Annotated in this window: 16 protein-coding genes; 7 read left to right on the top strand and 9 right to left on the bottom strand. The window is 73.0% G+C overall.

The genetic code is table 11. From position 1 onward, the window contains the following. Entirely contained in the window at nt 1-945 is a 945-nt protein-coding gene (locus ACF1ED_RS21570) for a carbohydrate ABC transporter permease (RefSeq protein ID WP_391762735.1), read from the bottom strand. Nucleotides 946-1,021: 76 nt separating this feature from the next. Next, complete coding sequence (locus tag ACF1ED_RS21565; protein ID WP_391762733.1) at nt 1,022-2,356, bottom strand: ABC transporter substrate-binding protein; 1,335 nt, start codon at nt 2,354-2,356, stop codon at nt 1,022-1,024. A gap of 893 nt (nt 2,357-3,249) precedes the next feature. On the opposite strand from ACF1ED_RS21565, the gene ACF1ED_RS21560 reads away from it, so the two are divergent. From ACF1ED_RS21560 to ACF1ED_RS21545, 4 genes are read left to right on the top strand one after another with little or no spacing between them, the layout of a single operon-like run. Then, on the top strand, nt 3,250-3,423 hold the full coding sequence (locus ACF1ED_RS21560) for a hypothetical protein (RefSeq protein WP_391762731.1): 174 nt from the start codon (nt 3,250-3,252) through the stop codon (nt 3,421-3,423). Next, on the top strand, nt 3,423-3,725 hold the full coding sequence (locus ACF1ED_RS21555; protein WP_391762729.1) for a hypothetical protein: 303 nt from the start codon (nt 3,423-3,425) through the stop codon (nt 3,723-3,725). Before ACF1ED_RS21560 ends, ACF1ED_RS21555 begins: the two co-directional genes overlap by 1 nt. A 49-nt stretch (nt 3,726-3,774) precedes the next feature. Beyond that, nucleotides 3,775-4,596, top strand: coding sequence for an ABC transporter permease (locus ACF1ED_RS21550; protein WP_391762727.1), 822 nt, complete (start codon nt 3,775-3,777; stop codon nt 4,594-4,596). A gap of 34 nt (nt 4,597-4,630) precedes the next feature. After that, on the top strand, nt 4,631-5,446 hold the full coding sequence (locus ACF1ED_RS21545; RefSeq protein ID WP_391762725.1) for an ABC transporter permease: 816 nt from the start codon (nt 4,631-4,633) through the stop codon (nt 5,444-5,446). Nucleotides 5,447-5,637: 191 nt separating this feature from the next. Here the strand turns inward: ACF1ED_RS21545 and ACF1ED_RS21540 are convergent, their stop codons facing one another. The 5 genes from ACF1ED_RS21540 to ACF1ED_RS21520 form a co-directional block, all read right to left on the bottom strand. Continuing rightward, on the bottom strand, nt 5,638-6,297 hold the full coding sequence (locus ACF1ED_RS21540; protein WP_391762723.1) for an MSMEG_1061 family FMN-dependent PPOX-type flavoprotein: 660 nt from the start codon (nt 6,295-6,297) through the stop codon (nt 5,638-5,640). A 208-nt stretch (nt 6,298-6,505) separates the two neighbouring features. Continuing rightward, nucleotides 6,506-9,985: an ATP-binding protein gene (locus tag ACF1ED_RS21535; RefSeq protein WP_391762721.1), complete on the bottom strand. Its 3,480-nt coding sequence runs from the start codon at nt 9,983-9,985 to the stop codon at nt 6,506-6,508. Between the two features lie 545 nt (nt 9,986-10,530). Then, the gene (locus ACF1ED_RS21530; RefSeq protein WP_391762719.1) at nt 10,531-13,494 is read right to left on the bottom strand and encodes an FG-GAP repeat domain-containing protein; all 2,964 of its coding nucleotides are present in this window, start codon (nt 13,492-13,494) and stop codon (nt 10,531-10,533) included. After that, complete coding sequence (locus ACF1ED_RS21525) at nt 13,494-16,145, bottom strand: S8 family serine peptidase (RefSeq protein WP_391762717.1); 2,652 nt, start codon at nt 16,143-16,145, stop codon at nt 13,494-13,496. Before ACF1ED_RS21525 ends, ACF1ED_RS21530 begins: the two co-directional genes overlap by 1 nt. Before the next feature lie 1,105 nt (nt 16,146-17,250). Next, nucleotides 17,251-17,886, bottom strand: coding sequence for a hypothetical protein (locus ACF1ED_RS21520; RefSeq protein WP_391762715.1), 636 nt, complete (start codon nt 17,884-17,886; stop codon nt 17,251-17,253). Nucleotides 17,887-18,182: 296 nt separating this feature from the next. Here ACF1ED_RS21520 and ACF1ED_RS21515 point away from each other — a divergent pair, with 296 nt between their 5' ends. Together ACF1ED_RS21515 and ACF1ED_RS21510 are read left to right on the top strand one after the other, a co-directional pair. Next, nucleotides 18,183-18,422: a hypothetical protein gene (locus ACF1ED_RS21515; RefSeq protein ID WP_391762713.1), complete on the top strand. Its 240-nt coding sequence runs from the start codon at nt 18,183-18,185 to the stop codon at nt 18,420-18,422. A 736-nt stretch (nt 18,423-19,158) separates the two neighbouring features. Then, the gene (locus ACF1ED_RS21510; RefSeq protein ID WP_391762711.1) at nt 19,159-19,488 is read left to right on the top strand and encodes a hypothetical protein; all 330 of its coding nucleotides are present in this window, start codon (nt 19,159-19,161) and stop codon (nt 19,486-19,488) included. 338 nt (nt 19,489-19,826) lie between these two features. On the opposite strand, the gene ACF1ED_RS21505 is transcribed toward ACF1ED_RS21510, so the two are convergent. Further along, a complete protein-coding gene (locus ACF1ED_RS21505; RefSeq protein WP_391762709.1) occupies nt 19,827-20,489 on the bottom strand; it encodes a response regulator in 663 nt (220 codons plus the stop codon). Next, complete coding sequence (locus tag ACF1ED_RS21500) at nt 20,464-21,636, bottom strand: sensor histidine kinase (RefSeq protein ID WP_391762707.1); 1,173 nt, start codon at nt 21,634-21,636, stop codon at nt 20,464-20,466. The genes ACF1ED_RS21505 and ACF1ED_RS21500 overlap by 26 nt, the downstream gene beginning before the upstream one ends. A 175-nt stretch (nt 21,637-21,811) precedes the next feature. On the opposite strand from ACF1ED_RS21500, the gene ACF1ED_RS21495 reads away from it, so the two are divergent. Further along, the gene (locus tag ACF1ED_RS21495; protein ID WP_391762958.1) at nt 21,812-24,301 is read left to right on the top strand and encodes an MMPL family transporter; all 2,490 of its coding nucleotides are present in this window, start codon (nt 21,812-21,814) and stop codon (nt 24,299-24,301) included. The last annotated feature ends 84 nt before the right edge of the window (nt 24,302-24,385 follow it).

Here is a 24,385-nt window from a genome sequence, read left to right as displayed (position 1 = left end):
CTACCTCTTCTCGTCGCGGGTCAGCCTGAGCTGGACTGCGGCGACCGCAAGGAGAACGATCATGAGCATGACTCCGAGCGCGCTGCCGGCGCCGTAGTTGCCGCCGTAGACGAAGGCGTACTGGTACATGAGGAAGGCGACGGTGACCGTCGCGTTCTCCGGTCCTCCGCCGGTGAGCATGTAGGGCTCGATGAACACCTGCATGGTGGCGACGACCTGGAGCATCAGCATGAGCAGCAGGATCAGCCGGGTCTGCGGGATGGTGACGTTCCAGATCCGCCTGAAGATGCCGGCCCCGTCGAGTTCGGCCGCCTCGTAGAGGTCGCCGGGGATGTTCTGCAGTGCGGCGAGGTAGATCAGGACGCCGGAGCCCATGTTCATCCAGGTCGAGACGATGACCAGGGAGATCAGCGCGGTGTCCGTGGAGTCCAGCCAGGACAGGCCGGGCAGGCCCACGAAGTCGAGCAGCTGGTTGAACAGGCCGGGTCCGGGATCGTAGAACCAGCGGAAGAGCAGCACCGAGACGATCGGAGGCAGCATCACCGGCAGGTACACGACGAAGCGCAGGTATCCGCGTGCGTGCCGCAGTTCGTTGAGGACGATCGCCACCGCGAAGGGGATCAGGTAGCCGCACAGCAGGGCGAGGAAGGTGAAGGAGAAGGTGTTCTTCCACGCCTGGCCGAACGCCGGGTCCTCCACCACCGAGCGGAAGTTGTCCAGCCCCACCCACGTGGGCTCGTCGACGAGGTTCGTCTCCTGGAAGCTGAGCACGACCTGTCGGATGATCGGCCACCAGGCGAAGAGCGCGAAGCAGAACAGGGCCGCGCACAGGAACCCGTAGGCGGTGATGTTGGTGCGAAGAGTCCTTCTCCGGCGTGAGGGATGTGCGGGTGGCCGGCGCCGCGCCTTCGGGGGCCGTTTCTCCTGCACGGTGGGTGTGTCCATGGTGATCTCCCGTTCCGCGCCGCGGTCGGGGTGCCGCACTCCGTCGGAAACGGAGGCGGCACCCGTCCCACGGCGGTCAGCTCTTCGCCAGAATCGTGTTCGCCTTGCCCTCGGCGTCGGCGAGCAGCTTGTCGATGTCGGCGTCCTGGCGGGTCAGGACCGCGGACATGGGGACGTCCAGCACCGCGTAGAGCTCCTGCGCCTTCGCGGGCTCCAGCTTGAGCTCGACGTTCTTCGATCCCTCGACGTAGGGCTGGTAGTACTCGACCGGCAGGACCGCGTTCTTCTCGCGGAGCGCGGCGATCTCCCGGCCCGTCGACGAGTCACCCATGTAGTCGTTGTTCGGCACGCCCACGGCCTCGCCGTTGGCCTTGCCGCGCGCGTAGTCGTGACGGCCCTTGCCCGGCGTGTTGAACTGGAAGTCGATCCACTGCAGGCCGGCCTCGGTCTCGGCGGCGCTCGCCTTCGGGTTGATCATGTAGGCCTCGCCGCCGGAGAGCGACGCCTTGCCCTCGGGGACGGGGGCGATGCCGTACTGCTCCTTGCTTCCCTGGAACTTCTGCACCAGGTCGGTGACGACGTCCGGGGCGCCGAGCATCATGCCCGTCTTGCCGGCCGCCATCTGCTGCATCAGCGCCTCCCAGCCGATCAGCACCTTCTTGCCGACGCTGTCGTCCTTCCAGCGCATGTCGTGCAGCGTCTGCAGGACAGCCTTGCCCTCGGCGCTGTTGAAGGCCGCCTTGCCGTCGACGACCATCTCGCCGCCGCGGCTGAAGATGGACTGCGCGAAGTGCCAGCCGCCGACGTTGCCGCCGCCGTACTCTCCGTATCCGACGTAGCCGTCGCCCAGACCGGCGATCTTCTTGGCCGCGGCGCGGACCTCGTCCCAGGTCTTCGGCGGGGAGTTGGGGTCGAGGCCCGCCTTCTGGAAGAGCTCGCGGTTGTAGACCAGCCCGACGGTGTAGCTGACGTTGGGGACGCCGTAGATCTTGCCGTCCTTGGTCACCATGTCACGGACGTTCTGGCTGATGCTTCCGAAGTTCTTCACGAGGTCCGTGGAGGCGGTGATGTCCTTCGCCTGCCCCTTGGCCATGACATCGGCGTAGTTGGTGACGGGGGCCATGAAGACCGTCTCCATCTGGCCGCCGGCCAGCTTCGCGGCGAAGGTCTTCGGGTCGAAGCACGGCTGCTGGTCCGTGCTCTTGACCTTGACGCCCGGGTGCGCCTTCTCGAACGCCTTGACGTCGTCGTCCCATGCCTGGCGCTGCTTGGGCGCCGATCTCGCCGGCTGGCAGGCCACGGTGATCGTGACGTCCCCCTTGGCTCCGGTGTCCGCGTCACCACCGCAGGCCGTGGCTGACAGGACAAGACCTGAAGAGATCAGAAAGATCGCGAGGTTGCGGGGCTTCATTACGGCTCCTCCGAGGTGGTCCCCAGGGCACTGCCCTGATCGGAGCGTCACACTAGGACGCGAAACAGAGCTACGCAAGATTTCGACCCAGCATTGCATGATTACGACTGTGTCACGAGCGTCCTGGACTGCGGGGCCTCGGCAGGCGCACCCCGGCGGAGCCGTGGACGGCTCCGCCGGGGTGCGCGACGGGGTGCGACCATCAACTCCGCGCCCGCGCGACCTGGAAAGCCGCCGCCAACGCAGCCGACGGCGGGCGGCGGGAGCGGACACATCGGCCAGTCGCCGCACGACTCGCCAGTCGTAATAATTTTCTTCTCTCTGTTGAAAAATTGCTACGCCTACTTGACACAGTGAGTCCGGATGGCCTCAATGTCTCGGTAGGTGGGCATCTCCGGGTCGATCCGCTCCTTAAGCTGCTCCACGGAGACGGTGGACTCCCGCACGGCCTCGGTCGCCGCGGACGTGAGCAGTCCGCAGAAGGACTTGGCAGCGGAGGGCTCGGCCGGGCGCGCGGCGCGCCCGCGGGTGCAGCGGTACGGTCGCGCACGTGCCGGCCATGGCGTCGTACTCCATCCCCCGGCCGGCCAGCGGCTCGCCCCGACCAGTGAGCAGCTTCACCGCCTCGGTGGCCAGGGCGGCCCCAGCCAGACGCCGGCCACCTTCAGCGCGCCGGACACTCCGCGGAAGGGGGACGGGAGGCGGTCGGGAAAGGTCCCGGTTCCCCGGGCCGTGCCGGTCCCAGAAGACCGGCACGCGTCCTCCGGTGGCCCCCGTGGAGCCCCCACACGAAGGGGATGCCCGCCTCGGCGCAGACGTCGTCGACGAGCCGGCAGCGGGCCGGTTCCTCCCCCGCGCACACCACGAGGTCCGGGAAGTCCTCGACCACGCGCATGATCGCGTGCACCTCGCCGGCCACCGGCGGAAGCCTCCGGGTACTCGGACTCGACGCACGGACCGAGGGCGCCCGGATCCGCGCCCGGATCGGCGCGGTCCCGCGGGACGACACCGTGGACGTCGAACTGACGGCGACGAGGCCGAGCAGCTGTGCGACCGGCTCGTGGTGATGGACGGCGGTCTGATCGTCGCCGAGGGCTCCCCCGGCGGACTGATCGAGCGGTACTGCACCCGGGAGGTGCTCGAACTGCGCTTCGGCCCGGGCGAGCGCGAGGCCATGACCGACAGGGCGCGTGGCCTGGTGGAGCGGATCGAGGAACTGCCCGACCGCGTCCTCCTCTACACCGACGAGGCGGAGGCCACCATGGCGGCCGCCCACGCGCGGGGCATCGTCCCGCTGACCGCCCTGACCCGCAGGGCGAGCCTGGAGGACGTCTTCCTCACCCTGACGGGCCGCAGCCTGGCCGACTGAAGCGCCGCCGCCCCCGCCCACCGTCCAGGCGCCGCCACGGAGAGTACCGATGACCACGCACGCCTCCCGCTCCTTCCTCCCACCCGGCCGTGCCCGCACCGTCCCGCCCGCCGTGCGCGAGTTCGCGTACTGGCTGCACCGCTACCGCCGCACCTGGCGCGGGACCGTGGTGCTGAACGTGGCCAACCCGCTGCTGTTCCTGACCGGCATCGGCGCGGGACTGGGCACCCTGGTCAACCAGAACGGCAGTGCCGGCCTGGGCGGCCTGTCGTACCTGGCCTTCCTCACTCCCGGCCTGCTCGCCGCCTCGGCCATGCAGACCGCCTACATCGATTCGGCCCACCCCGTCCACCAGTCGACGCAGTCCAGAGGCCACTACCGGGCGGCGAGCGCCACACCGCTCTCTCCCGTCGACATCTACTACGGTCAGCTGCTGTTCAACCTCTTCAAGGTGGGGCTCTCCGCCACGGCCTTCACGGCGGTGGCGGCGGCCTTCGGCGCCGTCGACGCGCTCCGGGCCCCCCTCGTGGTGGTGGCGACGCTGCTGGTCGGGGCCGCGTTCGCCACGCCGTCCGCCGCCTGGGCGGTGACCGCGAAGCGCCAGCCGACGGTGCTCGCGGTCCTCCGGTTCGGCGTGATGCCGATGTTCATGTTCTCCGGCACCTTCTTCCCCCTGACGCAACTGCCCGGCTGGCTCCAGCCGGTGGTGCAGGCGACGCCGCTCTGGCACGGGGTCGAGTTGTGCCGTACGGCGGCGCTCGGCACCGGTACCGCGACCGGCACCGCCGTCCACGTCGGCTACCTGGCCGTGCTGACCGCCGTCGGTCTGCTGCTCGGCCGGCGCACCTATCAGCGGCACCTGCACTCCTGACCACCAGCACCCACCCCTGAAAGGCAGGGATCCCATGCCGGCCGTGCTGGGCCCGCACCTCTCCGCCCGTTCCGCTCCGGCCCTGCGCTCCGGCGGCGCCCTGGCGATGGTCGAGCGCAATCTGATGATCTACCGGCACAGCTGGCCGCTGCTCGTGGCCGAGATCTTCGAGCCGGTGCTCTACCTCCTCGCCTTCGGCGTCGGCATCGGCGGGCTGGTCGGCAACGTACCGGGCCTCGCCGACACCGATGTGCCCTACGCCGAGTTCGTCGCTCCCGCTCTCCTCGCCACCACGGCGATGAACGGCGCGATGAACGAGACGACGTTCAACCTGTTCAGCAAGTTGAAGACGAACCACACCTACGAGTCGATCCTGACGACGCCGATGACGGTGCGCGGCGTGGCACTGGGCGAGGTCTGCTGGGCTCTGCTGCGCGGTGCCCTGGTGACGGTCGGGTTCCTCGTGGCCGTGACCGTCTTCGGCCTGGTGCACAGCCCGCTGGTGCTGCTCGTGGTACCCGGGGCGCTCCTCGTCGGGTTCGCCTTCGCCGCGCTGGGCCTGGCCGTGGTGACCTACTTGCGGGACTGGCAGGACTTCCAGTACGTCCAGTTGGCCATGCTGCCGATGTTCCTGTTCGCCACCACCTTCTACCCGCTGGAGGTCTACCCCCGTCCGGTCCGGCTGCTGGTGGAGTGCCTGCCGCTGTACCAGAGCATCGAGCTCGTCCGGCAGCCCTCCTTGGGGGAGTTCGGCGTCGGACTGCTGATCCCGGCCGTCTATCTCCTGGTACTGGGCGGCCTCTCCCTCATGCTCGCGTTCCGCCGGCTGAGCCGGACCCTGCGCAGCTGAGTGACGTCTCCCTCCGGGCAGGCCCGCCGCGCCTCCCCGCCCCCGCTCCCCGCGTGGCGGACGGTGACCGAGGAACCGCCCTCCGCCGCACCGACGGCGCGGGCGCCGTCGTCGGGGGCGCCGTCGTCGGGGGGCCGGTGCGGCCCGCACCGCCCGCCTCGCCGGCTCGCCGGCCACCGTCGTCCGGCCCGTCACTCGTACCGGTACTTCAGCGACTCCTCCTCCGCCCGCTCGATGTCGGCGATCGTCAGTCCCGGCATCCGCAGCTGGGCCAGTGTCACCTCGGCCGAGGTCGGCTGGGCGTCCGCCGGCAGCCACCGCTCCGGCTTCCAGGCCCCGCCGCGCAGCAGCGACTTGGGGCAGTGGGGGTACACCTCCTCGATCCCCACCACCAGCGCGCTGGCCGGCGGCTTGCCCACCGCGGTCAGCTGCCGGAGCAGCTCCGGGCGGGTGGAGACGCAGGCCCGGCCGTTCACCCTGAGCGTCGTGGTGCGCCCCGGGACGACGAACAGCAGCCCGGCCCGGCCGGTGGCGATGACGTTCCGCAGGGTGTCCAGGCGCTTGTTGCCCGTCGCGTCCGGTATCGCCACCGTCCGTTCGTCCAGGACGGCGACGAATCCGGCGGGGCCTCCGCGCGGGGAGACGTCGCAGTTGCCCTCGGCGTCCACGCTGGCGACCAGGACCAGGGACGAGCATCCGATCAACTGTTGCGCCTGATGGGTGAGTTCGGTCAGCTGTTTCCGCACGGCCGTCGCTTTGGGGAGTTCGTAGACCTGGCGCAACGCCTGCTGGTCGGTCACGGCGTCGAGGAGGAGCGAGTCGAAGGCGCTGCCGGTGAGGGGTGTCGTCATGCCTCGAACGTAGCGGGCCGGCCGTCCACGAGCGGCGCCGGGCGGGGGCGGTGAGGACGGGGGCGGTGAGGACGGGGGTGAGGACGGGGGTGAGGACGGGGCGGCGGACGAGAGGAAACGACGGCCAGGGCGGTCGCACAGCGCCCCGTGTCCGCTCGCCTCAGCTGTACGAGAACAGGACCGACCCGCGCTGCGGGCATCCGCCCGGTCAGTACGAGGCCGCGAGCTCCGCGCGGGCCCGGCGGATCCGGCGCAGGCCCGCCGGGTAGGGCAGGGCCCGGGCCGCACGCTCCGCCGACGCGAACGCCGTCTCGGCGCGGGCCGGCTTCCCGGAGAGGCCGAGGGCGAGCGCGAGGACGGTGGTCGACTCCACGACGAGGAGCCGCTCCCCGGCCGCCTCCGCCCGGGTGGTCTCCCGCTCCATCAGCTCCACGGCGTCCTCGTGGCGTCCCGTCCGTGCCAGGGCCCAGCCCCGCAGGCAGGACGCGCGGGGCGACGCGTCGAGGTCTTCGAGGAGCCGGAGCGCCTCCCCGGGGCGGCCGCGGTGCAGAGCGAGGCGGGTGAGGGCCAGCCTGACCTCTTCGAGCGCCTGGCGGTCGGCGGCCCGCTCGGAGGCGATCTCCCCGCGCGTGAGCAGGGCGCGGGCCTCGTCCAACCGCTCGGGCATCCTCACCTGGGCCAGGGCGGCCAGGGCGTAGGGGAGGGCGGACGGTGCCTGTTCGCGTGCGGTGCGCTCCGCGGCCGTGGCGAGTTCCTCCGCCGAGTCGGCGCGGTCGAGCAGGTCGAGGAGCTCCGCCAGATTCGAGCGCTCGAACGCGCCCGCCTCGGGGCTGCCCGTACGGTCGGCGAGCCGGCAGGCCCGCTCACCGGCGGAGAGGGCCTCCGACAGCCGGCCCGTGCGGCGGAGGTTCTCCCGGAGGATCGACAGGACGAGCCCCTCCGTCGCGACGTCCTCCGCCATGACCGCCTGGGACAGGGCCCGCTCCGCGACGGCCTGCGCCTGGTCGAGACGTCCGGCCAGGCCGAGGGCCGCCGCCTGCTGGGCCAGTGCCCGGGCACGCGCGCTCGCGCCCGGGCGGCCCGCCAGATCCTCGGCGGCCCGTGCCGAGGCCGCGGCGGACGCGGCCGACTCGCCGTGGCCTCCCCGCTGGAACAGCAGGATGGACTCGGCCAGGTGATGGGCGGCCAGCGCGCCCGCGGGGGTGGCGGGGCCGGGCCGGCACGCGTCGAGGACGCGCCGCGCCTCCTGGGTCCGGCCCGCCCGGATCAGCGCCTCGGCCAGGCGGGCGGTGGCCGCCACCGCGGTCGCGTGATCACCGTGGGCCGTCGCGGTCCCGTACGCCGCTCGCAGGACCACGGCGGCCGCGTCGTAACGGGACATCCGGTGCAGGACGACGCCGTGGTCGAGAGCGACGGCGGCGGCGAGCCGGGGATCACCGGCCACCAGCGGTGCCAGCCGTTCGTAGTAGCCGGCCGCCGCCTCGTTGGCGTACAGCGCCGCGGCGCGTTCGGCCGCCAGCCGCAGGTGGTGGGCGGCCCTGGGGTCCTCGGCGCGGGCGAAGTGGGAAGCCAGGGCGTCCACGTCGTCGGGACGGTGCCGCAGCAGCGTCTCACCCCACGCGGTGTGCAGTCGCCTGCCGCGCACGGCGCCCAGCAGTCCGTAACACGTGAGCCGGAGCAGCGGGTGACGGAAGGCGAGCCCCGTGGTGGGCCGGCCGGCCGCGGTGATCCGCTGTTCGGTGAGCAGCGCGGACTCGACGGCCTCCTCCAGAGCGGTGGACGCCTCCTCGGCCGTGAGCGGGGGGTACAGGCCCTCCCGGGCCACTTCCAGCACTTCGGAGAGCGGAGCGATTCCCCCGGCCGCCGCCACCACCTCCGTCATGAGCCGCGCCCGCTTGCCCACCCGGGCCAGCCGTTGGGCCACCAACTGGCGTACGCCGTACGGGGCGACGGCGGCTTCCGTGTCCTCGGCCCCCTGTTCGGGAAGGGCGCGGGCCAGCTCGACGGCGAACAGCGGGTTGCCGAGCGAAAGCCGCCAGACACGGTCCAGCTGGACGGCGTCGGCGCGGTGGCCGCCCGCCGCGAACGCGTCGGCGAGCAGGGCGAGCGAGTCCCGCCGCTCCAGGCGCGGCACGGCCAGCCGCCTCGCCAGCCCACTGCGCACGAGCTCGCCCAGGCGCAGCTGCCCGGCCTCGGTGTCGGGCTCGTCGTCGCGGCAGGTGACGAGGAAACGCCAGGCCGGCCTCCCACCGGACTCCGAGGCACGCCGCGCCAGCCGGGCGAGGAGGTGGTACGTGCCGATGTCCGCGGCGTGCAGATCGTCCAGTACGACCAGCAGATCGGCACCGGACATGACGTCCGTGAGCAGCGTCTCGACTCCGTGGAAGAGCCGGGCCTTCGAGACGGACAGGCCCTCTCGCTCCTCGGACGCGACCGGGCCGTCGGCCCCGGAAGACTGCCCCGGGGCCGAGGCCTGGGCCGGGACTGGGCCCGGGCCCGGGGCGAGGGACGGCAGGAGGGCGGCGAGCCCGGGATGTTCCGAGGCCAGACGGGCGCGCTCCTCGGCGGGACGGTGAGCGAGGAGACCTTCGAGGGCCTCGACGAACGGTCCGTACGGCGAGTGCCCCTCGGCGTCGTGTGCCGCGCCCCACAGCACCGTGGCGCCCGAGTCCGCCAGTCGCCGCGCCGCCTGTGCGGCCAGTCGGGTCTTGCCCACCCCGGCCTCGCCGATCAGCACGGTCACCGGGCGGTCCCAGGGTGCCGCGAGTCGCTCCAGGACGGTGTCCCGCCCGTACAGGGACTCGCCCGCCGCGGCCTGGACGGCGGCCGGCAGGGGGGCGGGCTCCCGGGGCGTCGTACCGGCGGTCCGTACGGCGGGTGCGCCGACGGCGAGCCCGCGCAGCCGTTCGGTCTCCTCGGCAGGCGCGACACCGAGGACCGAGGCGAGGCTGTCGCGGCAGCGCTCGTACTGGCGTACGGCTTGCGCGCGGAGCCCCTGGGCGAGGTACGCGGACATGAGCAACTGGTGAAGACGCTCGTCGACGGGGGCCACGGCCAGGGCCTCGCGCATCGTTTCGGCGGCCGCCTGGGCCTCGCCCCCGGCAAGCCGGGTCTCCGCCAAGGCGACGAAGAGCCGGAGCCTGAGGGCGCTCAGCCGCTCGCGGCGCGGCTCCGCCCACGGGGCGTAGCGGTCCTCCGGCAGGAGTTCGCCGGTATGGAGCGCCAGCGCGGCGGTCAGGGCGTCGGCCGCGTGGGGGCCGTTGCCGGGCCGGGCCAGTGCCGCGACGGCGAGCCGCTCCGCCTCGTTCGCGTCGATCCGGACGCGCCGCGGGTGCAGGCGCAGCAGCGTGCCGTCGGTGAGCAGGTACGAGGACGGCGACCGGGGCGCGAGCTCCGGTTCGAGGGCGCGCCGGGCGGCGTGGAGGGCCACGCGCAGGCTGCCGGCCGCGGTCTCCGGCGTCGCGTCGGGCCAGCAGAGCTCCCGCACCTGCTCGCGGTGGAGGCTGTGCCCGGGGGTGACGGCGAGCAGCTTGACCAGGTTCTGGGCACTGGGCCGGGGCCAGCGCCCGGGCGGCGGGGGACCGCCGTCCCGCTCGGCCCGGAACCCTCCGAGCAGGCGCAGGCGCAGGAGGGGGACATCGTCCTGGTGGTCTGGGCGGACGTCTTCGTCCCGTCGTGCCGTGCTCATGAGGGGGGCCACTTTAGCGCGCCGACCTGAGCGTGCCCCGGGGCCCCTCCTCCGCCGACGCCGGGCGACTGCCCGGCGGACGGCCCGGCCCTCGTCGGCCGCCCGGCGGGCCCCACCGCCGGAGGGGCCCTGGACTTCTGGCAGCGACCGGTGACCGGCCTCGGCCGGACCGGACCCGATCGGATCAGATCGGACCGGGCCGGACCGGACCGGACCGGACCGGACGAAGGCAACGGTGGCGGGCACCAAGGGATCGGTCCACCGGGCCCGGGGCCGGCCAAATCCGCCTGACGGCCGAGCGGAACAGCCAGGGCCGGCTGCTGCGCGCCGACGCGGCCGTTCTCCGACCAGCCGTGGGGCCTGCCCGACCCCGACAAGCCTTGGAGCCTGCCCGACCCCGACAAGCCTTGGAGCCTGCCCGACTCCGAAGCGCTCCCTGACGTGACGTCACCCGGCCACCGCACGACACGGAGGCCCCCGGGCATCGCCCGGGGGCCTCGGTCACGCGGTCGCGGCGCGCCCCCTGTGCGCGCCGCGGCATGCGGTCAGGACAGCTTGAGCGTGACCGTGTTGTGCTTGCTGTTGTTGGTGACCAGGAAGCCGCCGCCGAGGAGCTCGGCCGTCTGGTTCACGCCGCGGTGGTCGTAGTTGAGCTCGACGACCTCGTCCACGCCGTCACCGTCGAGGTCGCCGTTGATCATGTTGTCGGCACCGCCCTCGCTCGGCGCCCTGCCGATGTAGTCCGGGTAGGGGATCTCGCCGGACAGCACGGCCGGGTCCCACAGGTAGACGCCGCCGGTGCCGCCGGTCGCGCCGACCTTCCTGCCGCCCGGAGCCGTCAGCCAGTTCATGCCGTGGGTCGGCGGGCTCAGGAAGACGGCGGTGTCCTGGCCGTCGGCGCCGTAGGAACGCACGGAGGAGGCTCCGCCGGCCATCAGGACCTGGTCACCGTCGAGGTAGTTGGTGTGGGTCCACAGGCCGCCCGTCTCCGAGGTGTGCAGCAGTTCGCCGGTCCGGCCGTCGCGGATCTCCATGATGTTGGCCGGACCGAAGGCGTCGGCGCCGCCGATTCCGCTGGGCGTCCAGGCGACCCAGGTGTAGGCGACGGCGTGGCCGTCGGCGTACGGGATGTTCGGCGAGGCGTGGACCGCGTTGTCCAGGATGCCGCCGTGCAGCTTCCCGCCCAGGGCGTTCGCGGGGGCCTTCGGCGTCATCTCCCAGCCGAAGGCGCCGGTCTTCGCGTCGAGCTGGAGGGCCTTCATCGCCGGGGCGTCGGCCATGAGGGAGTCGGCGCTGGTGTACTGCACGTACACCTTGCGGTCGTTCACCGACGGGTCCGAGAAGTAGACCTTGCCGGCGTCCGCGGGGGCGGCGTACGACCACAGCGGCGTGCCGTCGCCCCGGTAGACGCGCAGCGCGTCGGTCGGGACGAGGACGTCCTCCTTGCCGTCGCCGTCGACGTCGGCCACCGAGACGGAGCGGACGTACTGGCCGCCGCCGTCGATGGTGCTCAGGACCGAGCCGGTCTTCGAGTCGAGCACGACGACGGCGCTGTCCGCCGCCACGATGATCTCCGGCGTCTCGTCACCGGTCACGTCCGCGGCCCGCATCCGGTGCACCGAGCCCGGGACGGTGGTCTGCCACAGCTTCTGCGGCGTGCCGTCGAGGAGCGAGGTGCCCCTGTAGGCCCACACGCCGTGCGACTGGCCGGCCTCGACCAGGTCGGCCTTCCGGTCGCCGTCGACGTCGACGAGCTGCGCGAACGCCATGTCGGCCTGGAGCGGGGTCAGCCGCTCCTGGGTGCCGTCCGCGAAGTCGTACGTACGGACGTTCTGGTCGCTGTCGACGATCCGCACGTGCCGGCCGTCGCCGTCCTTGAAGACCTCCTGGAAGTACGGCGACGCGGTGGCGCCCTTCGTCTGCCAGCGGACCTTGCCCCGGCCGGAGAAGACCGTCAGGGACGCGTAGCGGCCGCCGGTGTTGGCGGCCCGGCCGATCTCCGTGTCGTCCTGGCCCGAGGCCACCAGGCTGCGGTCCGTCACGGCGAGGTTCCAGGTGCTGGGGCCGTCCTGGTCGTTGGCGGCGGCGCGCTTGGTGGTGTACTGCCACAGGGGGGTCGCCGCGTCGGCGCCGTCGAGCACGCGGATCGTGTTCGCGTTCACCCTCCGGTACTCCGTCAGCGAGGACTCGCCGACGACGTACTCCGCGTCGGGGGAGCCGGTCAGGTCGCCGACCGTGAAGGCGGTCGGCAGGACGTTGACGCGGCTGTCCAGGGTGGTGCGCGTGCCGTCGCCCAGGTCGTACGCGGCCACCTCGTAGCGCACGCCGTCGCCGCTGTCGCTCTGCTCCACGGCGACGAGCCAGCCGCGCCGGGAGTCCAGGCCCAGCTGACGCCCGTACAGGGGGCTGTCCGTCTGCCACACCACGGAGCCGTCGTTCGTGTCGAGCACGAGGGTGCGGCCGCGGCCGGGCGAGGCGGACGTCTTGCGCAGGTTCCAGGAGACGGCGATCCTGCCGTCGCCCAGGTCCTGGGCGGCGCCCCAGTTGGCGGCGCCCGTGTCACCGGTGTCGTGGGTCCACGAGCCGGCCTCGGTCAGCTTGCCGTCGGCGTAGGTGAAGCGGGTGCCGGTCAGCTTGCCGGTGGTCGTCGCCTCCCACGGCTCGTCGCCGACGATCAGGACGTCGCCGACGATCTTGATGGTGGAGGCGTACGCGTACACCTTCGAGTACAGGGTCTTGCCGGTGGCGCCGTCCAGGACGCTCACGATCGTGCCGGACGTCCGCGTCGTGCCCGGAAGGCGGACGCCGATGGCCGGGACCACGCCCACGCTCGCCGACAGGGCGACGTCGGGGACGCCGTCGCCGGTCAGGTCGCCGGTGTCGTAGCCCTGTCCGTTGGTGGGCGAGAACGCCGTGACGGCGTTGTAGCCCATCAGGACGCGCGCCGGGTACAGCTCGGTGTCCCACGGCCGCAGCGTCCTGACCCCCCAGTCCGCCATCAGCGAGGCGCCGTCGCGGTCCCACCGCGTGGTGCCGTCGGCGGAGCTGCGGGCCACGTGGGCGAGGCTGTGCAGGGTGAAGTGGTCGCCCTTCGCGCCGCCGGCGGGCAGCGTGACCGCCGTGCCCCGGACGCCCTCGATCGACGACTTCTTGGTGACGGTGATGGACGAGGCGGCGGTCGTGGCGCCGGAGGACGTGCCGTCGGAGGCCGTGTCGCCGGACGCCGTGCCGTCGGACGCCGTGCCCTCGGCGGAGGCGGCGGAGGCGGCGGAGGCGTCCGTGCCGGGGCCTTCCGTCTTCTCGGTGTCGGCCGCGAGCGCCCCGTCGCCGTACACGTCGGTCTGGACGCGGCTCGCCAGGTCGTCGGCCTGGGCACTCGTCAGCCGCATGCCGGACGAGGCGTCCGTGCCGTCGGCGAGGGCGGCGTGCGGGGCGGCGGTCAGCGAGAGGCCGGCCGCGACCAGCATGGTGGCGAGCCGCAGGGCCCGCCGGGAGGTGTGGGTCGTCATCACTTGGTCCCCTGCGCGATGCGGACGGCCGAACCGGCGGTCAGCACGGGCTGGTCGAAGGAGTACTGGAGCGCGTCCGTGCCGGTCTGGTTCTCGATGCCGACCGTGGCGCCCGCGCCGAGGTCGCCGACGGACTGGTACTGGAGCGTGATCGCGCCGGTGGCCTCGTCGAAGACGGCCTCGAAGGTCGCGCGGTCCCCGGAGCCGCCGGCGGTGGCGGCGTTGTTCCACACGATGGCGAACCTGCGGTCGCCGGCGGTGCCGGTGGTGGCGGTCTGGACGCTGGAGCGCTTGTCCAGGACCAGGTCGTCCCAGAGGGCGGCGACGGTGCCGTTGGGCCTGGCGGCCGAGGGCAGCGCGGTGTTGGCGTAGTCGCCGACGCGCGGCTCCAGGAAGTTGACCAGACCGTTGGTGGTGACGGCGGCGCTGGAGTACGACACGCCGTACAGCTTCACCGGGAACGGCAGCGCGATCGTCCTGACGTCCTCGTCACCGGTGAGCGCCACCTTCGTGGTGCCCTTGATCCAGGAGTACGCGGCCGGGACGCAGCTGTTGCCGGAGGCGTCGGAGAGCGCCGGCAGCCGGACGCTCCGCGTCTCGTCGCCGTCGACCGCCAGGGCGCCGCGGTAGGTGCCGTTGCACAGCACGGGGGCGGCCGGCGTCACGGACAGGGTGTAGGAGCCCTCGGCGACCTTCGGGAAGGCGAACGTGCCGTCGGCGGCGGTGGTCACGGAGCCGACCGGGGTGCCGCCGACCTCGACCTTCGCCTTCGCCAGCGGCTTGCCGGTGACGTCGAGGACGGTGCCGGAGACCCGGTGCGCGGGGAGCGCGTCGAGCGAGAAGTCCTGGCCGAGGCCCTGGCTCTCGCCGAGCGTGACGCCGGAGACGGTGGACGCCTCGTAGCCGTAGCCGGTCAGCGTGAAGTCGTACGTGCCCGGGGCGAGGGTGAGGCGGTAGGAACCGGCCGCGTCGGCGTGCACGGAGCGCGCCGTGCCGGCCGCGTCGGTGGCCGTGACGGTGACGCCGGACAGCGCGGCGCCGGTGGCCCGGTCGGTGACCTTGCCGGTCACGGTCGCCGCCGTGTGCGGGGCCTTCTCGATCGAGGCGAGGATGTCGAGCTTGCCCTCGCCCCAGACGTTGTTGAAGCCGGTGGTGCCGCCGCAGTGCGTGTCGTCGACGTCGATCGCGCCCTCGTTCAGCAGGGCACGGGTGGCGTCGACGTCACCGATGAGCGACGGGGCGGCCGACCAGAGCAGGGCCACCGCGCCGGCGACGTGCGGGGTCGCCATCGACGTGCCGGAGATGGTGTTGTACGTACTGCCCGGCCACGCGGAGCGGACGTCGACGCCCGGGGCCGAGATGTTCGGCTTGGTGGAGCCGTCGACCAGCGAGGGGCCGAAGCCGGAGAACGAGGCGATCCTGCCGTTGACGGCGTGGGCGCCGACTCCGTAGGCGGGGGCCTGCGCGCCGGGCGCGTGGCTGGTGGAGCAGGTGTAGCCGTCGCCGTCGTTGCCCGAGGCGAACGCCTCGAAGATGCCGGCCGCGTTCCACGCCTCGACGATGTCCTGGTAGAACGTCGTGTTTCCGCCGCCCCACGAGTTGTTGACGATGTGCGGGGCGAGGTCGGGGCGGGGGTTCCGCCCCTCGTGGTCGGTCGGCGCGAGGATCCACTGGCCGGCGCCGAGCAGCGCGGCGTCCGAGCAGGATTCCGACTCGCAGCCCTTGGCGGCGATCCAGGTCGCGTTCGGGGCGACGCCGAGGCCACCCGCGCCGACCATGGTGCCCATGGTGTGGGTGCCGTGGCCGTTGTTGTCGCACGGCGTGTCCGTCGGGCACTCGCCGCTGGCGTCGAACCAGTTGTAGTCGTGCGAGAACGAGCCGTCGCCGTTGTTGCCGCGGTAGTTGCCGGCGAGGTCCGGATGGTCGAACTGGACGCCCGAGTCGATGTTGGCGATGACGATGCCCTCGCCGCGGTCGCCGTACTCGTTCCACACCTGATCGGCCTTGACGTCCTTGACGCCCCACTCGGGGACGGCCTCGCCGGTCGCCGCGTCGTCCGCGGCGGTCTTCGCGGCGGTCTTCGCTGCCGACCGCGCCGGCTCGACGTTCGCCGTCGAGCCCTCCAGGTCGTCGAGCTCGTAGGTCTGCTCCTTGACGATCCTCGCGACGTCCGGACGGGCGGCGAGCTCGTCGACGAGCCGCTCGTCACCGGTGACGTGGACCGCGTTCGCGATCCAGAAGTTCCGGTGGTCGACCTTCTTCTTGTCGAGGAAGGCGTTGATCGAGCGCTGGCTCTCCCCTGCCTTCGCGCGCAGCTGCTGGTACGCGGCGGTCACCTTCTCGGCGTGGTTCTTCCTGCCCTTGGCGGCGGACAGATCCGCCCGGTCCTTCAGAACGACGAAGAACGACGCCGCGCGCCCCTCGTCGACGGCAGCCCGAAGGCTGGTGTCGACCTTGGACGAGCCGGCCTTGGACGAGCCGGCCTTGGACGAGCCGGCCTTGGACGAGCCGGCCTGGGACGAGCCGGCCTGGGACGGGACTGTCGCATCGGCGGCAGCGGCGGACAGCGGCGCGGATATCAACGCGGCGACCGTGAGAGCGGTCGTCGCCCACATGGCGGGTCTGCGACCAGCAGGACGGGGCGGGTACATCGGGATGCTCCTCGACGAACGGGATGGGGTAGCCCGGACAGTAGACGGCAGCCGTTACTGAGGAATTACGGCCCATTCGCACCCGTACGGGAACCACGGCGGCCGCTCCCGCCGTCGGCGAGAAAACTCGCAGGATCCCTCCCCCGTCCCGTACAGGACGCGGTTTCACCGACCTGACGCGCGCCGGGCACCGCTCAGTCGGTGCCGGCAGGAAGCAGCCGAAGGCTCCCGACGAGGCCGCTGCTCGCGGGCAACGTGCCGAAGACGAGGCCCTGGTCGGCACTTCGCGGGCGGCGAGGCCGGCGAGGCCGGGCAGCCGCCGCTCTCACGGCGCGTGCCGGACCGGCTCGGGGCGGGCTCGGGGCGGGCGTAGGACGGGCTCGGGCGCGCCGCTGCTCCAGCCGTACAGCGAAGAGGTGTTCGGCGGTGCGGGTCTGAGCCGTTGCGGCCGCCTCGGTCACGGCGGCGCACGCTTCTCCGCGCTTCACCCGCGGGGGGTGAGCGCTCTGGGCGCGGGGGGGGGAGGCGGGTAAACCGGTCGCGCCCGGTGATCGGCCTCCGCGGACCGTGGCCCCGCCCAGCAGCCCTCTGCCCAAGGTCCACGTCCACGTCCACGTCCACGTCCACGTCCACGTCCACGTCCACGGGATCGATTCGGGATCGATTCGGCTCCGCACGCGACGAAGTCGCGCGCCATGTTGCAGGGCACCGCGTTCCCGGCCATCCGGACGCGGTCCCGCTTCGAGCCCTGCCGCCGGTAGGTCTCCGGGAAGGCCATCGCCGCGTACTCCTCGGCCTGGACCATACGGAACGCGCAGTGCTCCACCGACAGCGTCGGCTCGACGAGCGCCCCGCAGTCCCGGGTCGTCACCGTCCCCAGCCCGTCGTCACCTGTCCGTCGTCACCTGTCCGTCGTCACCTGCCCGTCGTCAACCTGCCCGCGGCTTCCGCCGAGCCGCTCCGTACCCCTGCCCGAGTGCTTCTGTCGCCCAGTTGAGCGGGAAGCCCTCACCCGTCTCGGCCCGTCAGCGGCTTCACGCCCCTGCGGACCTACGCCGCCGGCCCGCCCGCTCCCCCCACGACCCATCGCGGCCGCCGCCAGGCTTCAGCACCGCTGTCCGGGCCCGATGACCGCGAGTCCCACCTGCCCGGCGAGCCAGTGCGCGTACGGCTCCCTCATCTCACGGCCGTCGACGCCGACGCTGCGAACGTGGACGAGGACGGTGTGGTCGTCGGCAGGCTCGTCGTACCCGCGGGTGCTGGTGTTGAGGAGGAGGGTCACCTCCGCGTGCTTGCACTCGCCGTGAAAACCCACCTCAGGCGCGTCCGGCCAGCACAGGCCCTGCCAGTTGATCTCGCCCGCGCTCGGACCGATCGCGGCCGTGAAGGCGTCCTCGACGCTGCCGACCGGCTGGCCGAGCAACTCGTAGTCCACCGGCAGCCGCCCTTCGTACACCGTCGGTTCGGTCGGCAGGCCCGCCCCCCTGACGCCTACGAGCCATGCGGGAAGGTCCTCGAGCGGCACCCGATCGTCGAACTCCCCGTAGTGCTCCTGCCCTCGGAACCACCCCTCGGGCAGCTCCTTCGCCCCCCGCCGCACCTCGTCGACCGAGCGGAGCTCCGCGTAGAGGGAGACGTCGGTGTGCTCGCAACGGCCGAACTCCATGAGGCGGCGCGCCATGCCCAGGGCGAGTACGGGGTCGGGGCCGCGGAAGACGGGATAGGCGATGTCGTTGGACATGAGGGGACTGTGCCACGGTCCGTCACCGCAGGTCACCGCATTTTCGGGCGGCTATGGACGGGGCTCGTGTCCATGGGGGCCGTGACCACGACGAGGCCCAAGGCGCCCTCGCGGAGCTGAACGGCGGCGGGCGGTCCTCGACGACCAGGGCAGTACACGGGCCGGCCAGGGCAGCGGCGAACCCCGCCGGTGCCCCCGGTCCACCTTCGGCACGGGTGTGCGCACAACTTTTCGCGCCGGCCAGGCGGCTGACCGGGCATGGCGTGACCATGCCCGATCCCTCCTGGAGGGTTTCCTTGCGGTTCCACACCACCGGATCCGTCCGTCTGGTCTCCTCCGTCGCGGCGGTTCTTGCGCTGACCGCCGGCACGGGCCTGCTCGCCGCGCCCCCGGCGGCGGCCTCCTCCGCCGGCTCGACCGCGGTGCCCTTCCCCTCGCTCCTGCCCGGGACGAGTCTGCTCAGCGCGGGGGCGCGGGGTTACGTCCTCCGGTACGTCCCCACCGGGAACCGGGACTACATAAGGGCTACGACCTGACGACCGGGGAGACCTGGCGCACCGAACAGCTGCCCGATGTGAACGATGCCCTCTACGCGGGTGCCGCCGGGTAGGCCACCGCCCTGAGGCCTGACGACAGTCGGGGGGGGAAGAGTCCCCTGTGGCTGGACACGAAGGACGCGGCGCCCCGCGAGATCCGGGGGCTGCCCGCGGGGACCAGCTATCTGGAGGTGCGGCCGGCCACCGCGACGGTGGGCCTGCTGGATTTCCGTACCGCCGGGGGCGAACAGCGGGTGGGCCTGATCGATCTGGCCACCGCCACCGTCTCGGATACGTATCGGAGGGTGCAGGCGGTCTCGGCGAGCCGGGTCGTGCGGACCGAGGAGGCGAGCTCGACCTCCGGGCGTGACGTGGTGGTCCGGGAGCGAGCGACCGGCAAGTACACCGTCGTCCCGGTGGCGGGCACCGGCCCCCTCGCGGTGGAGCTGCTCGGTGACTGGCTGCTGTTCGATGGCCAGGCCCGGCACCTGGTGACCGGGGAGACGGTCACCCTCTTCGACCGGGTCAACGAGCTGGTCACCGTCGCTGACGGCACGGCCGTCGTCGCCCAGGGCGCCAGGGGCCGGAACACCGGCATCCACCGCGTCGCGCTCGGTACCGACGGCAGGCCCGTCGTGTCGTTCGTGGCCCGGAGCACCACCCCGGGCGGCCTCGCCCACGACATCGACGCCGACGGCTACCCCGACCTCCTGGGCCGGGACTCCGCCGGGACGCTGTGGCGGGACAACGCCGCGGACGGCCGCCCCCCGGCGTCGGCCGGCACCGGGCGTCGGCCGGCACCGGCTGGCAGACCTACGACAAGATCGCCGGCGGCAGCGACGGCACCTACACGGCCCGCAAGCTCATCGGGGGCGGCTGGCAGGTCTACGGCCAGATCACCGGCGCCGGAGACGTGGACCACGACGGCCGGGCCGACCTCCTCGCCCACGACCAGGTCACCAAGCGGGTCTACCTCCACGCCGGGACCGGCGACTGGCGCCGCCCCTTCGCCAAGAGGACCCTCACGGACGAGCACCCGGGGGTGACGTACAACCACATCGCCTGATCGACCCGGGCACATGGGGAGCGGGCAGTACGGGCGGGGGAGTTCGGTGAGGTCTGGCGGCGGGCGGCGGGCGACGGACGGCGGACGGCGGACGGCGGTACGGACTCGGCCGGCGGGGCAGCCGGGGGTCTTGTCGTATCGGGGGTCTTGTCGTATCGGGTGTCTCGCCGTCCCGGTTCGGGCCGGGCGGTGCGCTGATGTCCAGGCGGGGGCATGGGGCCGGGGAGCAGAAGGACAGGGGGCAGGGGGCCGGGGGCAGAGGGGCGGAGAGGCAGAGAGGCAGAGGGGCAGAGAGGCAGAGGGGCGGAGAGGCAGAGGGGCACGCCCCGGCGTCCGGTTCAGGTTCCGGGGAGGATGCGGCGCGTTTCGTAGGCCCACATCGCGATCTCGACCCGGTTGCGGGCGCCGAGTTTGGCCATCAGGCTGGCCAGGTGCGTCTTCACCGTGCTGAGGCTGATGTGCAGCGCGTCGGCGATCTCGGTGTTGGTCAGGCCCCGGGCGACGGCGAGGAGCACCTGCTCCTCGCGGGCGGTGACGGGGGAGACCGGCTGGGCCGCCGGCCGGCCGGGAGGCAGGTCCGCGAACGTCCGGAGCAGACGGACGGTGACGCTGGGCGCGATGAGCGCCTCGCCGTCGGACGCCGACCGTACGGCCTGCGCCAGGAGGTCCGGTCCCGTGTCCTTGAGGAGGAATCCGCGGGCGCCTGCACGCAGTGAGCCGTAGACGTACTCGTCGAGGTCGAAGGTGGTGATGACGACGACGGCCAGCGGGTCGGCGACGCCCGGGCCGGCGAGCAGCCGGGTGGCCTCCAGCCCGTCGAGTACGGGCATGCGGATGTCGAACAGGCAGACGTCGGGGCGTAGTTCGCGGGCCAGGCGCACCGCTTCCCGCCCGTCGGCGGCCTCGCCGACCACCTCGATGCCGGGCTGGGCGTTCAGCATGATCCGCAACCCCGTGCGGATGATCGTCTGGTCGTCAGCGACGAGGACGCGAATGGACACCGCTCCGGCTCCTCGCTCTCGGCAGTTCGGCTTCGACGTGCCAGCCCCGGTCGGTACCGGGGCCGGCTCGTAGTGTGCCGCCGAGCAGGGCCGCGCGCTCGCGCAGTCCGGTAAGTCCGTATCCGTCGCGGCCCCGACCGGTGCGCCGGCCGTCGTCGCGCACGCTCACCCGTACCGTGTGCCCTTCCGCGGCGACCCGGACGACGAGCTCGGTCGCGTCGACCGCGTGGCGCAGCGCGTTGGTCACCGACTCCTGCACGATCCGGTAGACGGCCGCGTCCACGGCCGGGGGCAGCGCGTCCAGTTCGCCGTCGAGCCCCAGGTCGACCCTGAGGCGGCCGCGCGGGGTGCGCGCTAGGCGCTCCAGGTCCGCGACCCCGGCGGGGGGCGCCAGCTCGGCGCCGACCCCGTGGTCGCGCAGCGCGGCGACCATGGCGCGCATTTCCTCCAGCGTGCGTGCCCCTTCCTCCTCGACCCCCTCCAGCGCCTCGACGGCGGCGGACGGGTCGGTGCCCGCGAGCACCCGGCCGGCCTGGGCGATGATCACCATGGCCGACACGTGGTGGGCCACCGTGTCGTGCAGTTCCCGGGCGAGCTGTTCGCGCTCGCGGGAGCGCACCTGGTCCAACTGCCGCTCGCGAGCGGTCACCCGGAACCGCACGGCGGCCCCGAGCACGCCGGGCAGCAGCAGGAAGACGAAGCCCACGACCTTCTCGACGACCGGGGTCCCGTCCGTGAGGGCACACAGCGCGCCGACCGCGACGATCACCGCGCCGCCCAGCACGATCTCCCGCCCCGATCCCCATCGGGGCAGCGCGTACACCAGCACGAGCACGACCGCTCCGGTGGACAGGCCGACGGGCTCGCGCGGTGCGGCGACGAGCGAGGCCAGCGGAAGCAGGGCCACCGCGCCGAACGCCAGCGTCACCACCGCCAGCGGGCGGGTCCGCCGCCACGGCGGCAGCAGGCACAGCCACACGGCGAGCACCACCGCCACCGGCCTCCACACGACGTCCTCGCGCAGGGCGGCCTCCAGCGCCACACCGGCGAGGCCGGCGGCGAGCAGCGCCCAGTCCCGCCACACCCGGGCGGGCGCGTCGGGCGGCCGGGGTTCGGTCCACAGGGTTCGCAGGTCGTCTCGGAGCACGGTTCTCAGCCTAGGGACCGCGGCGCGGGGCGCATCGGCCGAAAGGACGGGTCGTCGCTCCGCCCCGGGGCCGAGGGATCCGCGGCCCGCGGGCCGATGCCGCGAAGCGCCGTGGCGACGAACCTCGGCATCGGCGGCCGTACGAGGAAGGCCGGTGAAGTGGTTGGAGGACCCGATGCTCTCGAAAGCCCTGTTGCGCCTGGGCGCAGGCGCCGCCCGCCATCCCTGGCGGGTGATCGCGGCATGGCTGGTCGTCGCCGTGCTCGCCGTGCTCGGCGCCGTCGCCTTCGGCGGGCGGACCGCGGACTCGATGACCGTTCCGGGACTGGACTCCCGACGGGCCGCGGAACTGATCGAGCGGGCCGGCACCGGCCAGGAGGGGATGACGGCCCAAGTGGTCGTCACCCCCCTCGACGACGGTGCGACGTTCTTCGGCGACGACGGCGCGCGCACCGCTCTCGCGCGGCTGCGGGCCGAGGTGCGGCGGCTGCCGCACGTACTCGGCACGAGCGACCCCGCGGGGGCGCTCGACGCGGGCGGGGACACCGCCGTGCGCGGCGGCCTCGTCTCGGCCGACGGGCGGATCGCCGTCGTCCGGGTCCAGTACCCCGACCAGAGCCGGCTGTCGGCCGAAGACCTCGACGCCCTCGTCGGTCTCGGCGACCGGCTGCGCGCCGAACTGCCGCTGCGCATCGAGATGGGCGGGGACCTCTTCTACGCCTTCTCCGAGCCCGCCGGCGGCGTGAGCGAGCTGATCGGCCTCCTCGCCGCAGCCGCGGTCCTGTTCCTGGCGTTCGGTTCGCTGGTCGCCGCCGCGCTGCCGATCGGCATGGCGGTCTTCGGGCTGACCGTCGGGATCGCCACGATGACGGTACTGGCGGGGGCGACGGACGTCCCGGCCTTCGCACCGGTCCTGGGCAGCATGGTCGGGCTCGGAGTGGGCATCGACTACGCGCTGTTCGTGCTCGCCAGGCACCGGGAGTACCTCGCGCGCGGGCTCGGTCCCCGCGAGGCGGCGGGGCGGGCGGTGGCGACGGCGGGGAGGCCCGTGGTCTTCGCCGGCGGCACCGTCGTCGTGTCGATCCTCGGGCTGGCGGTCGCGAACGTGCCGTTCATGACGGTGGGCGGGCTCGCCGTCTCGATCGTCGTCCTGATCATGGTCGTCGCCTCGGTGACGCTGCTGCCGGCCTTCCTCGGCGCCGCCGGCCCGCGCCTGGCCGGGACGGGCCGGATCGGGCGGATCGGCCGGATCGGGTGGATCAGGCGGATAGGGCGGATAGGGCGGATAGAGCCAGGCGCGGGCCGGAGCGGGCCAGGCGCGGGCCGGAGCGGGCCAGGCGCGGGCCGGAGCGGGCCAGGCGCAGGCCGGATCGGCCGGGCTCTGCAGACGAGGAAGCCGGGCCGGCCGGGCCGACTCGCCCGACCGGGCCGGCCCGCACGGCGGCAGGGTCCGGCGGCGGGCGCCGCCCATGCCGCCGGGTGGCGCCGCTGGATCGGGCACGTCAGCCGGCACCCGGTGCCGTACGCCGCCGGCGCGGCGGGGCTGTTGCTGACCGCGACGCTGCCCGTGCTCGGCCTGCGCGTCGGCCTGCCCGACGACGGCTCGCTGCCCCCCAGCCGTACCGAGCGCCGGGCCTACGACCTCGTCGCCGAGGGGTTCGGGCCGGGCACCAACGGCCCCCTCGTCATCGCCGCGGACCCCGCCGGTGACCCGGGCGTGCTGGACCGGCTCGTCGCGACGGTCGCGGCGGATCCGGGCATCGCGTCCGTCGCGCCGGCGCACATCGACCGGGCCACCGGCATCGCGACCCTCGTGGTCTTCCCGACCACCAGCCCCCAGGACGAGGCCACGGCCGACACCATCGTCCGGCTGCGCACCGACGTGCTGCCCACGGCGATCGGGCACGGCCCGGCCAGGGCCCACGTCGGCGGCGCCGCCGCGAGCCTGTCCGATGTGGGCCGGCGCACCAGCCAGCGCCTGCCGGTGTTCGTCGCCGCCGTGCTGGCGATGTCGTTCCTGCTGCTGATGCTGGTCTTCCGCTCGGTACTCGTACCGCTCAAGGCGGTGCTGCTGAATCTGCTGAGCATCAGCGCGGCCTACGGCATCATGGTCGCGGTCTTCCAATGGGGCTGGGGAAGCGCGCTCATCGGGCTGGAAGCGACGGTCCCGATCGTGTCGTTCATCCCGATGTTCCTCTTCGCCATCCTGTTCGGCCTATCGATGGACTACGAGGTGTTCCTCCTCTCCCGCGTACGCGAGGAGTACCTCCGCACCGGCGACAACGGCACGGCGATCGTCGAGGGCGTCTCGCGCACCGCCCGGATCATCACCTCGGCCGCCCTCATCATGGTGGCGGTCTTCCTGTCCTTCGCCGTCGCCGAGGACCCCTCCACCAAGATGTTCGGGCTCGGCCTGGCCACCGCGATCCTCATCGACGCCACGGTCGTACGCATGGTGCTGGTACCGGCGACCATGACGCTCCTCGGCCGGGCCAACTGGTGGCTGCCGAAATGGCTGGACCGGACACTTCCCCGCGGCCCGGTCGACACCCACGACACCGACGACACCGACGACACTCACGACACCCACGACACCCACGACACGGAAGACACCGACGCGGAACCCACGGGCGAGGCCCCGCGTCCACCGCTGGCTGACCGCTGACTCAACCCCGGCCCTGCCTGCCCCTGGGCTTCCGGCGCCTGGCCTGACGAGCTCGTGCAGGGCAAGCGGTGAGACGTCGAAGGC

Source organism: Streptomyces sp. NPDC014656, from assembly GCF_043084305.1.
Classification (GTDB): domain Bacteria; phylum Actinomycetota; class Actinomycetes; order Streptomycetales; family Streptomycetaceae; genus Streptomyces.
The sequence above is the reverse complement of the archived record's forward strand: the minus strand, read 5'-3'. Positions and strand labels throughout refer to the sequence as shown.